General features: G+C 50.7%; 14 protein-coding genes. 6 read left to right on the top strand and 8 right to left on the bottom strand.

The window, feature by feature from the left end:
* Window positions 1-85: 85 nt before the first annotated feature.
* Window positions 86-403 carry a hypothetical protein gene (locus B0H94_RS14990; protein ID WP_146139920.1) on the bottom strand — a complete coding sequence of 106 codons (318 nt, stop codon included), beginning with the start codon at window positions 401-403 and terminating at the stop codon, window positions 86-88.
* Window positions 404-772: 369 nt separating this feature from the next.
* Between B0H94_RS14990 and B0H94_RS04865 the strand changes: the two genes are divergently transcribed.
* A complete protein-coding gene (locus tag B0H94_RS04865) occupies window positions 773-1213 on the top strand; it encodes a YaiI/YqxD family protein (protein WP_106588131.1) in 441 nt (146 codons plus the stop codon).
* A 71-nt stretch (window positions 1214-1284) separates the two neighbouring features.
* On the opposite strand, the gene B0H94_RS04860 is transcribed toward B0H94_RS04865, so the two are convergent.
* Window positions 1285-2136 (bottom strand): DegV family protein, encoded by an 852-nt coding sequence (locus tag B0H94_RS04860; protein ID WP_106588130.1) that lies wholly within the window; start codon window positions 2134-2136, stop codon window positions 1285-1287.
* A gap of 44 nt (window positions 2137-2180) precedes the next feature.
* A complete protein-coding gene (locus B0H94_RS04855; RefSeq protein ID WP_146139919.1) occupies window positions 2181-2531 on the bottom strand; it encodes a hypothetical protein in 351 nt (116 codons plus the stop codon).
* 152 nt (window positions 2532-2683) lie between these two features.
* Here B0H94_RS04855 and B0H94_RS04850 point away from each other — a divergent pair, with 152 nt between their 5' ends.
* Window positions 2684-3766: a DUF3800 domain-containing protein gene (locus tag B0H94_RS04850; protein WP_106588128.1), complete on the top strand. Its 1083-nt coding sequence runs from the start codon at window positions 2684-2686 to the stop codon at window positions 3764-3766.
* Complete coding sequence (locus B0H94_RS14985; RefSeq protein WP_146139918.1) at window positions 3735-4316, top strand: hypothetical protein; 582 nt, start codon at window positions 3735-3737, stop codon at window positions 4314-4316. Before B0H94_RS04850 ends, B0H94_RS14985 begins: the two co-directional genes overlap by 32 nt.
* Here B0H94_RS14985 and B0H94_RS04840 read toward each other — a convergent pair.
* A complete protein-coding gene (locus tag B0H94_RS04840; RefSeq protein WP_106588126.1) occupies window positions 4313-5032 on the bottom strand; it encodes a response regulator in 720 nt (239 codons plus the stop codon). The genes B0H94_RS14985 and B0H94_RS04840 overlap by 4 nt on opposite strands.
* 124 nt (window positions 5033-5156) lie before the next feature.
* A complete protein-coding gene (locus B0H94_RS04835; RefSeq protein ID WP_106588125.1) occupies window positions 5157-6311 on the bottom strand; it encodes a sensor histidine kinase in 1155 nt (384 codons plus the stop codon).
* Window positions 6312-6642: 331 nt separating this feature from the next.
* Here B0H94_RS04835 and B0H94_RS04830 point away from each other — a divergent pair, with 331 nt between their 5' ends.
* The 3 genes from B0H94_RS04830 to B0H94_RS15505 all read left to right on the top strand — a co-directional run bounded on the left by B0H94_RS04830 (window position 6643) and on the right by B0H94_RS15505 (window position 8851).
* A complete protein-coding gene (locus B0H94_RS04830) occupies window positions 6643-7302 on the top strand; it encodes a YigZ family protein (protein WP_106588124.1) in 660 nt (219 codons plus the stop codon).
* A 180-nt stretch (window positions 7303-7482) separates the two neighbouring features.
* Window positions 7483-8487, top strand: coding sequence for an LCP family protein (locus tag B0H94_RS04825; protein ID WP_245893905.1), 1005 nt, complete (start codon window positions 7483-7485; stop codon window positions 8485-8487).
* Window positions 8393-8851 (top strand): hypothetical protein, encoded by a 459-nt coding sequence (locus B0H94_RS15505; protein ID WP_106588122.1) that lies wholly within the window; start codon window positions 8393-8395, stop codon window positions 8849-8851. Before B0H94_RS04825 ends, B0H94_RS15505 begins: the two co-directional genes overlap by 95 nt.
* Before the next feature lie 26 nt (window positions 8852-8877).
* On the opposite strand, the gene B0H94_RS04815 is transcribed toward B0H94_RS15505, so the two are convergent.
* The 3 genes from B0H94_RS04815 to B0H94_RS04805 all read right to left on the bottom strand — a co-directional run bounded on the left by B0H94_RS04815 (window position 8878) and on the right by B0H94_RS04805 (window position 14469).
* Window positions 8878-10371 (bottom strand): S-layer homology domain-containing protein, encoded by a 1494-nt coding sequence (locus B0H94_RS04815; RefSeq protein ID WP_106588121.1) that lies wholly within the window; start codon window positions 10369-10371, stop codon window positions 8878-8880.
* Between the two features lie 82 nt (window positions 10372-10453).
* Window positions 10454-11335 (bottom strand): UTP--glucose-1-phosphate uridylyltransferase GalU, encoded by an 882-nt coding sequence (galU, locus tag B0H94_RS04810; RefSeq protein WP_106588120.1) that lies wholly within the window; start codon window positions 11333-11335, stop codon window positions 10454-10456.
* A complete protein-coding gene (locus B0H94_RS04805; RefSeq protein ID WP_106588119.1) occupies window positions 11332-14469 on the bottom strand; it encodes an efflux RND transporter permease subunit in 3138 nt (1045 codons plus the stop codon). The genes galU and B0H94_RS04805 overlap by 4 nt, the downstream gene beginning before the upstream one ends.
* Between the last annotated feature and the right edge of the window lie 32 nt (window positions 14470-14501).

Genomic DNA, 14501 nt, shown 5'->3' with positions numbered 1-14501 from the left:
ATAGCCCACCCGCGCCGGCTGCGCCAGTAGCAGGGGTGCTTAGCTACCGCACGGATGCAACTCTCTACTGCACGGCTACACCCCGCTACTGCACGCTCACTCCTCGCTTCTGCACACTCACCCTCGCCACTGCACGGCTGCATTCCACTGCTGCACGGCTACATCCCGCTACTGCACGCTCACTCCTTGCTACTGCACGGCTGCGCCTCGCTGCTGCACGCTCAACCCTCGCTGCTGCACGCTCAACCCTTGCTACTGCACTCTCATGTTGGCAGGATGGAAAGCCGGCCGGCGCCGGCTTTCTTCCGTATGTCATTTTAATGATGTGCGAACCCGGCATGACGCCGGGTTCGGTCGATCCAGGGCCAGTGCACGGCTGCAACCCGCTACTGCACGGCTTCATCCCGCTTCTGCACGCTCAACTCTTGCTACTGCACGCTCACTCTCTCTACTGCACGCTCAACTCTTGCTACTGCACGGCTGCGCTTCGCTTCTGCACGCTCAACTCTCGCTGCTGCACGGCTACATCTCGCTACTGCACAGCTGCACCACGCTGCTGCACGCTCACGCTCGATACTGCACGGCTGTACCTCGCTTCTGCACGCTCATGTTGGCAGGATGGAAAGCCGGCCGGTGCCGGCTTTCTTCCGTATGTCATTTTTAATGATGTGCGAACCCGGCATGACGCCGGGTTCGGTCGATCGAGGGTCAGTGCATGGCTCGCACGAAGCCGCGTATAGTACAATAGAGAAAGATGAAAGGGGGCGGGCGCATGATAGTATATGTAGACGGGGACGCGTGCCCGGTGAAGACGGAAGTGACAGAGGAAGCGCTCGCGGCTGGGGCGGAGGTCGTGTTCGTGCAGAGTTACGCTCATTTTTCGGGGGCGGATGCACCGGCTGGGGTGGCGCACGTGTACGTGGATACCGGGCGGGAGGCGGCGGATTACAAGCTGATGCAGCTTGCGGGAAAGGGCGACATTATGGTGACGCAGGACTACGGCCTGGCTTCGCTCGCGCTTGGTAAAGGCTGCCGCGTGATCCACCCGACCGGCTTCGTATATACGCCAGAGACGATTGATGCGATGCTCGAAGCCCGGCATGCGAGCGCAGCTGCGCGGCGGAGCGGGCAGAAAACGAAGGGGCCGAAAGCCTTCACCGACGCTGAGCGGGAGGCGTTTCGCTCCGCTGTGCGCGATCTCTTAAACAAATAAAAAGCCGGCACGCGGCCGGCTTTTTGCACATCGGTATACTTTATCACGTTAACGCGGTGTTCGGGCGGGGGTCAGGCTCCAGAAATGTACCAGCCGAGGCCGAGACTTCCTTCGCCGAGGTGGGTGCCGATCACCGGGCCGAAATAGCTGATATCGATCGTGACATTATTAAATTTTTTCTCGAGCTCTGCTTTCATCTCTTCCGCCTGCGCCGGCCGATTTGCATGGATCACGGTCGCGCGGATCGGCTTGCCTGTGCCTGCATCTTCTTCAAAGAGCTCATAAATCCGGTTGAGGGCCTTTTTCGATGTACGCACTTTTTCAAACGGAACAATCATTTTATCTTCAAAATGGAGCACCGGCTTAATCTGCAGCATACTGCCGACAAGCGCCTGCGCACCGCTTAACCGGCCGCCCCGGTGCAGATGATTTAAATTATCAACCATAAAGTACGCGCGGATCCGCTCTCGCAGTTCTTCAAGGCGGGCGAAAATTTCGTCGACATCCTCCCCTTTTGCGGCGCGCTCGGCGGCTTCGAGCACGAAATACCCTTGCGGCGCACAGCTGATCTCTGAATCAAACGGATGCACCTCAATGCCTTCCACCGATTCTGCGGCGGTTTGGGCAGTGGCAAACGTTCCGCTGATGCCGCTGGACAAGTGGATGGAAATGACGGCGTCGTACGTTTCGGCCAAGGACTCGTACAGCTTGATGAACTCGCCGAGCGGCGGCTGGGAGGTGGTCGGAAGCTGATCCACCTCCTGAATTTTTTCGTAAAACGTACTTGTCGTCATGTCGATTTCTTCTCGGTACGTTTTTTCGCCGAAAACGACGCTGAGCGGAATGGTGTGAATGTTGTACGCATTGAGCATTTCTTCGCTTAAATAGGCAGTGCTGTCAGTGACAATTGCTACGTTTGCCATAGATTGACCTCTCTTTTTCATGAAATTTCGGCCGTTTTCTTGTTTTACTTCTTATGTAGACCGGCTGATCTGCTATTTTTATCATATCCTTCCATGCGTCGTGATTCAAGACCGACTTTCGGCTGAGGCGCGGTTTCTGATTTCTGCGCGACTGACTCCGGTTCTGCGCGACTGGCTCCGGTTCTGCGCGACTGGCTCCGGTTCTGCGCGACTGGCGCGGTTTCTGCGCGATTGGCTCCAGTTCTGCGCGACTGGCTTCCTTCTGCACGAATGGGGCGTTCGCTTCCTTCGATTGGGCGTTCGCACTCTTCGATCGGGCGTTCGCACTCTTCGATCGGGCGTTCGCACTCTTCGATCGGGCGTTCGTTCCCTTCGATTAAGCGTTCGTTCCCCACTCTCTCACGAAAAAACCGCTCCAGCGCAGGGAGCGGTTTGGATAAGCGAAAGTAAAATTTCACCTTCCTTGTGATTTCAATTCATGCAGGCCATGCTAAAATGTTGATATACAAAAAAAGCACCAAGCCTCAGCCTAAGGTGGCGAGGAAAGGTGCTCTCACTTGAAACAGTACCAGCCCTAAGCCTAAAGGTGGCGGGGAAAGTACTGTTTCATCACTATTATATTTCTAACTATACTTTACTATACTTGCGCTTAACCGTCAATTTGAGCAAAGGAGCTAAAACTGTGTATAAAATATATTTTGATGAGTCCGGCAAGCTTGACGACAAAAAAATGTATTCTTATTATGGGGCTGCCGGAGGCTCCTTAGATGCTTGGACATCTCTTGATCACCGCCTGGCGTCTACGCTCCCTTCAACCCCCTCACATGAACTTCATTTTTCTCAACTTAAAGATGATAAGTATATGCACCTTTACATCCATGCTTTAAATGAATTTTTGCAAGAAGAAGATTTACAGTTTAATGCGATGATTATCAATAATTCTGAGGCGAAGGTATCATCTGAAACGATGAACCTTAGCAAAGAGGAATTGCGTAAGTTGTTCTACGTGAAAATTCCAGAGCGGCTATATTACGGAATGACTCGAGGTATAGAAGCTGAGCACGCTGAAGAAGTGGAAGTTTACATGGATCAAAATAATGAATATCAATGGCTTTACGGCAAGATTAAAGACCAAATGCAAGCTCATGCATTGTACAGAAAAAAAGCTTACACCATTCACACCCTAGAACCTTTAGATTCCTATTACTCTTATCCATTACAAATAACTGATATCATATTGGGGTTGGTTTCATTCTTAATGGAACAAAGCTTTCTCCCTACTAAACCGTCTGAAAAACTGACGACGACAAAGCAAATTCAAAGTGAAATGGTATTTCGATTCCTTTCTCAAAACCGAAATTTAGAAAAGTTTTTAAGCAAGATAACTTTGTACAAGTGGGAGGGGACAGACGAGCTGTTACAATCCATTTCACTAAGCACATATATTAGCCGTTTTATGATCGAAAAGCAAAAAAATGACCTCTCCGAGATTTTAAAGGTACAACAATTAATTTCACAATATCCTGAAATAGAAACACGTCATGTTCGGAAGCATCTAAGTTATAGCAACAGCCAAGCACGAACAATACGAGGCTATATTGAACAAGCTTCCGGCCGGCCTCGATTTTAAAGCTTCCTTCTGCACGAATGGGGCGTTCGCTTCCTTCGATTGGACGTTCACCTCCTTCGATTGGGCGTTCGCTTCCTTCGATTGGGCGTTCACCTCCTTCGATTGGGCGTTCGCTTCCTTCGATTGGGCGTTCACCTCCCTCGATTGGGCGTTCACCTCCTTCGATTGGGCGTTCGCTCTCTTCGATTGGGCGTTCACTTCCTTCGATTGGGCGTTCGCACTCTTCGATCGGGCGTTCACCTCCTTCGATTGGGCGTTCGCTTCCTTCGATTGGGCGTTCGCACTCTTCGATTGGGCGTTCACCTCCTTCGATTGGGCGTTCACCTCCTTCGATTGGGCGTTCACCTCCTTCGATTGGGCGTTCACCTCCTTCGATTGGGCGTTCACTTCCTTCGATTGGGCGTTCGCACTCTTCGATCGGGCGTTCGCACTCTTCGATCGGGCGTTCGCACTCTTCGATCGGGCGTTCGTTCCCTCCGACAACTCAGCGTTCGTCCCCCCTCTCTCACGAAAAAACCGCTCCAGCGCAGGGAGCGGTTTTACGAGTTAGCGTACTTTCACGTAGCCTTTTTTAATTGAGTCAACGACGGCTTGGGTGCGGTCGTTTACGTTCATTTTCTGTAAAATGTTGGAGACGTGGTTTTTCACGGTTTTCTCGCTGATATAAAGCGTTTCACCGATCATCCGGTTGCTGTAGCCGTCTGTCATCAGCTGCAGCACTTCGCACTCACGACGGGTGAGCAGGTGCAGCGGCTTCCGGTACTCCACTTCGCGGTAGCCAATTTCTGACTCATCCACTTCTTCTTCATCACCATTTGCAAGCCGGCGGTACTCTTTAATTAAATTGTGCGTCACTTTCGGGTGAATGTAAGCGCCGCCGGAGCTGACGACTTTCACCGCTTCGATCAAGGCATCCGCATCCATCTCTTTCAAAAGATAGCCGGCTGCCCCGGTCTTCAGCACGTGAGTGACGTAGGATTCATCATCATGAATCGAAAGAATGAGCACACGAATTTCCGGAAAACGCGCGATCAGCTCCCGGGTTGCTTCTACGCCATTGGTGTTTGGCATGTTAATATCCATCAGCACAACATCCGGCTGGTATTCCGCCGCAAGCGCTGCTGCCTCATCACCGTCATCGCCTTCTGCAACAATTTCAAAGCCCGGTTCCATGTCTAAAATCCGCTTTACGCCCTCGCGGAATAATTTATGATCATCGATAAGCACTAAGCGTACAGTGTTTTCTACTTGGTCTTGCTCCTGCATATCCCTCATCCTTTCTCCGTGTCCTAACTTCAACTTTCAACCTACCGGCAGCCGGTAAAACATTTGTGAAGCTTTATGCCTCGAACGTAAGATCTACATACAGTTTTCCCGCTTACCGGTTGTTTTACGCATGTTTCATTTCAGCTTCTTCACCATCACCGACAGGAACAGAAATATGAATGGTTGTTCCTTGGTGCGGTGTAGACTGAATGGTCAATTCCCCGCGCAGGTTTTCCACCCGCTCACGCATTCCAATTAAACCGAAAGAATGCGCTTCTTTTTCTTCTTCATCGAAACCAACGCCGTCATCTTCAACAATAATTGTCGCCTTCGTACGAAGCAGCTCTGCCTTAATATGAACATAAGTTGCTTCTGCATGCTTCAACGTGTTGTGCACCGCTTCCTGCACGAGCCGGAACAAACCTACTTCCATATTGGCCGGCAGCCGCTGGTCTTTGCCATGCTGGGTGAAACGGATATCAAGGTCGGTATTTTCCTGGATATTGCGTAAATATTTTTCGAGCGTTGGTACGAGCCCTAGGTCATCAAGTGCCATCGGGCGCAGATCATAAATGATACGGCGGACTTCACCAAGGCTTGTCTTTACTAAGCTGCGGATATCCTGGATTTCTGCAAGCGCCTGGTCAACGCCTTGTTCTTGATAGACGCGTTCTACAAGCTCTGAACGCAGCATAATATTGGCAAGCATCTGCGCAGGCCCGTCATGAATATCGCGGGCCACACGTTTTCGTTCCTCTTCCTGGGCTTCAATGATTTTTAAACCAAACGCCTGTTTCTCCTGCGCATCGGCCACCATATCTCCAATTTCACGAAGATCACCGTTCAGAAAGTTCTGCACGACAGCCACTTGACCGACAAGACCTTCTGCCCTGTTCAGCGTATCCTCAAGTTGTACAAGCCGGCGTTCGAGTTGATCCCGGCGCTCGCGCAGCTGCTGTTCATTCTGCCGTTCAACGGCGAGCTGTACCTGCAGTTCATTGGCAGCTTCATACGCCCGGCGGACATCATCATTCGAGTAGTCGGTAAAATCTTTACTCATCGCTGCCAGCCGGTTGCGCGCCAGCCGCGCGTTTTTTTCCAAAGCATCTACACGGTCAATCGTTTCGCCAACCTGGGCCTGTACCTGCTCGAGCTCCTGGGTGAGTGTTTCATACTCCTGGCGTGATTGTTCGCTGATTTCAAATATCTGCTCTTTGCTCTCTTCTACAGTTGAAAGCATCTGCTCAATAATTTGATCCAAGCTTGGCTTTTCTGTCATGGTTCTCACCAGCCTTTGAGCATGAATCGTCGATTTGACATGCGTCAACGATTCGTTATGATTATTTTATCACAATCTTCAAGGCCTATATGAAAAAACGGTGCAAAACTTTAAGATATTCCACATTTTGCGAGAAAACCTTAACCTGTCGACAATCTACGTTACGAAACTTCATCACTGTCGATATTTTGCAGGAAATATTTCATGTTATTGTGATCAATGCGGGTGAGCACACACGGCGCAAGTCCCATTTACATCGTATCACGGCTGTCTAGTTTCAAAGGTTACAGCAATATTATATGAAAATTACATTGTTTTCGGAGGGGTTTATATGCTTACGTCTTATTATACAGTGAAAACGTACGGGGAAACGGAGATCGTCATTCAAAAATCCCGCTTTATTACTTATGTGACACGGGCTGAAACTGAAGCTGAAGCTCAAAGCTTTATTGAACAGATTAAAAAACAGCACTGGAACGCCACCCATAACTGTTCAGCATACTTAATTGGCGAGCAGGACGACATTCAAAAAGCAAATGATGACGGTGAACCAAGCGGAACGGCAGGCCTGCCTATGCTTGAAGTGTTAAAAAAGCGTGGCTTAAAAGACACCGTCGTCGTGGTCACCCGTTACTTCGGCGGGATTAAACTTGGTGCGGGCGGCTTAATCCGTGCTTACGGGAATGCTGTTTCAGAAGGGTTAAATGAAACAGGCGTTGTTGAGCGGCGCTTAATGGACGTTTATACTGTAGCCGTTGATTACACACTGCTTGGAAAAGTGGAGAATGAGCTTAGAAACTCCACGTATGACCTTCATTCGATCGATTACGCAGAAGCGGTCAACGTGCATGTTTATGTGCCGAAAGAAGCTGGTGAGGGCGAGCGTTTTGAAACGTGGCTTACGAATTTAACGAACGGACAGGCTGCATTTTCAACGGGTGAGCCTGTGTATCTTGAAACGGATGTGACACATACAGAAGGACGGGTGTAGCTTTGGCTGCACCCTTTTTCAAAGAATTCATAAGGAAGTCCTGCATCGATCATCATTTCCCGGGAAATTTCTTCACGATTTGCCATGGAAATTTCTAATTTACCGTGGCTGTAACTTCACGTAGAATAAAAGCGACACACTTCATGCATTCGTTTTTAGATAATAAAGGGGCACTGTATGATGAATGAAGAACGATTACAGCACCGCCGGAGGGAGCGGCGCCGTAGACGCAACCGCCGCATTTTTAAGTTATTTCTCGTCTTCGGCTTATTCTCGTTTCTAATTTTCGGCGGACTGCTCGGTTACGGTATATACCAAATTATGGATGTTGCTTCAGACAGCCAGGAAGAGCTCGACCGCGGGGACTCATCAGAAATGCGAATGGAAGCAGTGGACCCGGGCAGTGACAGCATATCGATTTTATTTCTCGGTGTAGATGACCGTGACGGAGACTTGTCCGGGCGGACGGATGCCCTCGTTTACGCCACATTTAATCGGAATGAAGGCACTGTGAAGATGACTAGTATTCCGCGCGATACACTCGTTACCATCCCAGAGCGAGGTGAGGATAAGATTGCGCACGCCCACGCATTCGGCGGGACAGACCTTGCTGTTGAAACAGTGGAGAACTTTCTGGATGTTCCCGTTGATTATTACATGAAAATGAATTTCGTTGCGTTTATTGAAATCGTGGATGCCCTCGGCGGCATTGAGATTGAATCTGAACGCGCGTTTACAGAAATGGACAGTGAAGATAATCCTGATGCGATCTCCATTGAAGAAGGTGAACAAACGTTAGATGGCGAAGAAGCGCTCGCTTACGCCCGGATGCGCTACGATGATCCTGAGGGTGATATTGGGCGCGGCAGCCGGCACCAGGAAATTATCCGCGCCGTCATTGCAGAAGGCGCTTCATTATCTTCCATCACAAGCTTTAATTCCGTGTTAAACAGCGTAAATGATCACATGACGATGAACATGAGCTTCCGCAACATGTTGTCGCTGCACACCTACGCCGGCGAGCTTGATAACATCGAGTCGCTCCACCTCGAAGGGAATGACTTATATTTAAGCAACATTTACTATTACAATGTCCTTGATGAATCTCGTAACGAGATCTCTAACACTTTCAGAGAGCATATGGAACTCGACGAAGATGATGACGACGAAGAAAACAGCTCATAATGAAACGATCCCCGCCAGCCGGGGATCGTTTTTTATATTGGCAGGACCCCGGCCGCGCATTAATCGCACACTGCCGCGCACAAATCGCTCCACCCCGCGCATTAATCGCACACTGCCGCGCACAAATCGCTCCACCCCGCGCATAAACCGCACCTCGCCGCGCATTAATCGACACCAGCCGCGCACAAATCGCTCCACCCCGCGCATAAACCGCACCCGGCCGCGCATTAATCGCACCACCCCGCGCATAAACCGCACCCGGCCGCGCACAAACCGCACCTCGCCGCGCACAAACCGCACCTCGCCGCGCACAAACCGCACCTCGCCGCGCACAAACCGCACCTCGCCGCGCACACGGCGATGAAAAACCCCGGCCGCCGCCGGGGTTTTTTAAGGTGTATAGTAGTTTTGGGTGTAGTAGGGTTCGTTGTTTTCTGTGAAGGCGACACCGACGCCGAGTTCGTGGTAACGGCTGTTGAGTATCGCTTCGCGGTGGCCTTCGTTGGAGTTCATCCAGCCTTCGTGTGCCCGGATCGCATCGGTTTGACCGCGGGCAATGTTTTCACCGATTGAAATAAACGAAAGCTCTGCTGCATGAAAACGGTCACTCAAATCTGCACCATCCGGACTGTAATGCGAAAAGAACTGTTGCTGCACCATATCTTCACTGTGGGCGCGCGCCACGTCAGCGACCTCGCTGTTCGCACTAACCGGTGCGATCCCTTCTTCAGCCCGGGTGGCATTCACTAAATGTCTGCTCTGTGCTTCAAGTGAGGTGCGCCACGAATCTGATGCTGCTGCGTAGCTGTTTGTGAACGCCTTTTCTACATCAGCATTACAAATGAAGAGCGACGTGACCCGCTCATATTGATGCCGGTCGTAAAAGAAAGTGTAAAACGCATCATCAAGTCGGTGCACATCACGGTAACTCCCTCTCTGCATATGCTGTACACCATCTTTTTCAATCGTCTCCCGCGGGGTTCCGAGCTCCCGTTCAACACTAGAAGACGTGCTCATCGGGTGTAAATCGTACGTTTTTGGCGCGGACCAGTTGCGCTGCGGTGTGTACATCGCTACAACTTCGCCGTCTTCTGTTCCAATCTGAACGTAAGATTCATAGTCATCGTGATAAATCTCCCAATCAAAGTTGTACTGTGAAGCTGCGACCGCTTCAGGCTCCCCGAGCGTCTTTTTCACTTCAGCTTCTGTGTCGCCCAAGGCAACCCCGCCAATCGTCCAGACGTCTGTGCGTTCACCAGCTGCATCACGTTCAGCAGTGAACTGATCAGTGACAGCCCGGGCGGTAAACACGGCAAACTCGGCCCGTGTCGTTTCGCTGTTCGGCCGGTACGTGCCGTCTGGATAGCCGGTTGTAACCTGTTCTTCAACTAAGCTGTGCACTGCGTCTGCCGCCCAGTGATCCCGGGCCACATCTGTAAACACTTCAGCTTCAGATGAGGCATTAAGTTCGAACGCATTGCGGAGTACTTCAGCCATTTCCGCTCGTGTTAACGCATCATCCGGGTGAAAGTTGCCGTGTTCATTGCCCTGCATAATGTCGTTGCTCTCAACTGCAGCAATGTCATGGTGAAATGGGTGATCCGATTCAACATCCGAGAAGCTCGCAGTTTTTATGGAACTTGTAAGGTCCAAAGCCCGCGTCAACATAGCTGCCGTTTCACCCCGCGTAATTTCACCGCTTGGACGAAACGTTTGATCCGACGGGTAGCCTGAAATGACACCTTCACTTGTCATATAGGAAATTTCAGAAGCCGCCCAGAAATTTTGATCAACGTCTGTAAAACTACCGGCACCAGCTGCCTGCGTCCCGATGAAGCCAGCGAGCAACAAACCACCGATCACCGGCATCCCTTTTTTCACCATGATGTCGATCCCCTTTCACCCACAAATGACTCGTGAATTTAAATTTCATTTTACTTGACGGCATTCGGCTTGAAAAGAGACTTCACTTTTGATCCTCATCGATCAATCGTCGCAGTTTCTCCCGGTCAGCTTCATTAACCTCATTTCTTTTTAAAGCAAATGCTAACGAAGCATGGAGCCAGCCGGCATGGTGACCGATGTCGTAACGCTCCCCTTGAAATGAGGATGCGAGAATCGGCGTTGCTTCGTTCGCTTCTGCTAAAGCATCAGTCAGCTGCACTTCACCGCCGGCATCAGCTGGTGTATTTGCAATATGGCTGAAAATGGACGGTTCTAAAATGTAGCGGCCGATAATGCCGAGATCAGATGGAGCCTCAGCCGGCGCAGGTTTTTCCACAAGCTCATTGACGCACCACGTGCCGGGAAGCGGGCCCGGTGCGCCGGGAGCTACAATCCCGTAAGCACCGGTTTCCGCTTTGTCGACTTGCTGTACGCCGATCACCGGTTTTTTTGCAGCGTCATACACGTGCATCAACTGGCCGATGCACGGGGTTTTCGCATCAACGAGATCATCACCGAGAAGCACGGCGAATGGTTCATCACCAATGAAGCGGCGGGCGCAGTAAATGGCGTGGCCGAGGCCTTTTGGTTCGCGCTGGCGGATGTAGTGAATGTTTGCAAGCGCTGAAATGGCCTGGACTTGTTCAAGCTGTTCCCATTTTTGTTTTTTCGTCAGTACGGCTTCAAGCTCATATGATTGATCAAAATGGTCTTCAATCGCCCGCTTGCCGCGGCCGCTAATAATCATAATATCTTCAATACCGGCAGCGGCGGCTTCTTCAACAATATATTGAATGACCGGTTGATCAACCACCGGCAGCATCTCTTTCGGCTGGGCTTTCGTCGCTGGAAGAAACCGGGTGCCAAGCCCTGCTGCCGGGATAATCGCTTTTTTTACGTTCATGCTGTACGCCCCTTTCGGCTGGAGCGCTCAATGAAGCGGACTTTCAACAAGTAAAGGGCCGGCACAACGAACAATGTTAAAACGGTCGAGAAAATCAGACCGGCAGCGATCGCAATCCCGAGCGGCTGGAACAATGGATTATCCCCGAGCGCAATCGGTAACACCCCGGCAAGGGAGGTTGCGCTCGTCAGGACAATCGGGCGGAACCGGTCGCGGCCGGCACTAATCACAGCATCTGCTGCGCCGGATCCGTCGCGGCGGCGCTGCTCGATAAACTCGATTAACACGATACCATTACGAACGACGATACCGGCAAGCGCCACCCCGCCCATCATGGACATAAAACCGAGACCGGTCTGGGTGATAAACAAGCCGATAATTGCACCGGAAATGGCTAAATACACTACGCTTAAAATGATAAGCGGCATAAAGAGCGAGTAAAACTGCACGGCAATCACGATGAGAATGAGAAAGACAACAATGGTAAAGATTTGACCGATATCTAAAAATACGTCGGTTCGCTCTTCTGTCTCCCCGCCGATAACTACATCGTGTTCTTCATCAGCGAATGCTTCCACTTCTTCGCCGCGCTCAGCCAGGATGTCGTCTTCACTTCGTTCCCCTGGGAAGGCGCGTACGGTTACAGTCCGCTCAGTATTTGTCCGTGGGATGGAGGCGACAGCTGTACTTTCTTCAACATTAACGAGCTCATCTAAGCTGGTTGTTTCAGGTTCAGCTTCGGCACCAGGTTCAGGCCCTTCCTCAGGCGGGCCACCGGCAGCCTGCTCACTTAACTCAATCCGGTTTAAATCATCTGGGCTCACAGCGCCATCGTTGCCATAAACGAGCCGCAGTTCGCGCAGTTCATCTGCTGCGGTAACTTCACCAAGCGGGAGTCCTTCCCCGAGCAGCCGGAGTTGTTCCGTTACATCTGTTGCTGTAAGTCCGCTCTCCTCAAGCGCATCGCGGTCCGGCGTCATTTCATAGGAGGAGAAGCTGCTTCCGGCATCAATGGTCGTATTGGCCACACCTTCCGTTTCAGCAAAGATCGCTTCAATGTCTTCTGCTTTATCAATAATGCTTGGAATGTCTTCGCCGCTCACTTCGACTGCAATTGGTGCACCTACCGGCGGGCCGGATTCGATGATGGAAAATACAGCTTCATCAAAGGCCGGGAAATCATCTTGAAAATCTTCGCTCCACTCATTCATCTGCGCCCGGGCGGCAGTTTCTTCTTTATCAATATAGACGAGGAAATTGGCGTTTGTTTCATTGGCTGCGCCACCACCTGCGTCACTCCCACCGCCGAAAAGCTCCGGAATGTCTGTCCCGATGTAAGTGGAAACAGTCTGTACGTTCGGCTCAGCTTGAAGCCAGGCTTCTACTTCTTCAGCTGCTTCTTCTGTAGAAGAAAGAAGCGAGCCTTCTTCTAAACTTGTTTCAATAAAAATTTCTTCGCGGTCAGTATCCGGGAAAAATTCAAGCGGCGTAAATGGAATCAAACCATAGGCGGCCGTCCCGAGAATAAAACCGATCAATGCTGTTAAACCCGGACGCTTTACGACACGTGTCAGTGCACGCTCACTGTAAGCGCCGGCTCCGCGGTCAATGATTCGGCCGAAGAGTCCTGGCGCTTTTCGCTCTTTATTTTTCTGGCTACGCTTTTGCTTTCGGCTGTCAATCGTGTAGCGGTATGCCGGGATTAAAAGCAGCGCTACAACAGTTGAAGCGATAATAACCGCAATCAACACGCCTGGAAGCGGGGCGATAAAGGCGCCGGCTGAACCAGGTAACAATAAGAGCGGCATAAACGTAAATACAACCGTTAATGTGGAGGTGATCACGGAAGCTGCCACTTGCCGAACCCCGCGGCTTGCTGCTGTGAGCGGTTTCTCGCCAAGCCGGAGCCTTCGTTCAATATTTTCATTAACAACGATCGCATCATCTACTAAAATCCCGAGTGCGATAATGAAAGCAATTAATGAAATCTGGTTTAAGCCAATGTCTGTAAATGGCAGCACAGTCATGCCGATACTAATTGAAACTGGCACAGCAGCAGCGACAGATAATGCTGTCGGTAAGTTCAAGCCGAACGAACAAACGATCAAAACTGAAGCAAATGCGATCAAAAAGGCAACGGCAAGTTCTTGAAACAATTCAGTCACTAAGTCGCCTTGGGTATATAAAAGCTCCATCTCCGCCCCGGCAGGCAGCTCCTCCATAAATTCAGCAACGACCGGGTCAAGCGCATCCTGTGCCGGCGGGACACTTGCCTCTTCGCCGAGGAAGAAGGTTAATGACAGCGCCTGTTCGCCTTCAAAGTGAACATGCTCCTCCCTTGGGGCATACGTTTGTTCAACATCAGCTACGTCGCCGACTTCAAGTCCGTCACCATTTAAGGAAAGTGTGCTTAATTCATCAGCTTGTTCATACGTTTCAAGGGTAAGTCGGTAGCGCTCATCTTCCCCTTCCCATTCACCGGGCGGCACTGTGCCGATTTCACCTTCAATCGCGCCGATCACTGCACCAGCAGCAAGACCTTCATCAGCTAACGCTTCCGGATCCACCGTGATGCGCAGTTCTTCCTCAAGCGCCCCCTGCACCCCGAGATCTGCAATATCAGGTACAGCGGTAAACTCACTCCGCCAGTCGTTCAGCTTTTCGTTCACTTCATTGAAAGCTGTTTCATCTTCATAAGTGATTTGATACGTGGCAAGTCCCTGCTGGTTTAAGTCATCGCTGAAAGCAGGTTCTTCAGCATCATCCGGGAGCGCCGGGGCTTCGTCATTAACGACCTGTTCAGCATCATTTAATGCCGCCTCCTGATCAATTGAGCCGTCATCAATAAATGAGATCGTGATCGAGGAAATGCCTGGACTTGATACTGAATTAATTTCTTCTACTTCAGCTATGCCAAGCAGTCCTTCTTCAAGCGGTGCGGTAATATTCGTTTCAACTTCTTCAGCTGAAGCACCAGGATAAACTGTCGATACTTGGGCGACCGGCGGTTCGATCGAAGGGATCTCGCGCTGCGGCAGCTGAAATAAAGAAATGGCACCCACAATAATGATCATAATAAAAAACAAAAATGTAACTTTGCGCTTCTGAATCGTCCAATCGATGATGGATTTCATATGTACAACAACTCCTCGGTCATCTTTGCGGC

The sequence above is a fragment of the Salsuginibacillus halophilus genome (assembly GCF_003014715.1).
Lineage (GTDB): Bacteria > Bacillota > Bacilli > Bacillales > Marinococcaceae > Salsuginibacillus > Salsuginibacillus halophilus.
The sequence above is the reverse complement of the archived record's forward strand: the minus strand, read 5'-3'. Positions and strand labels throughout refer to the sequence as shown.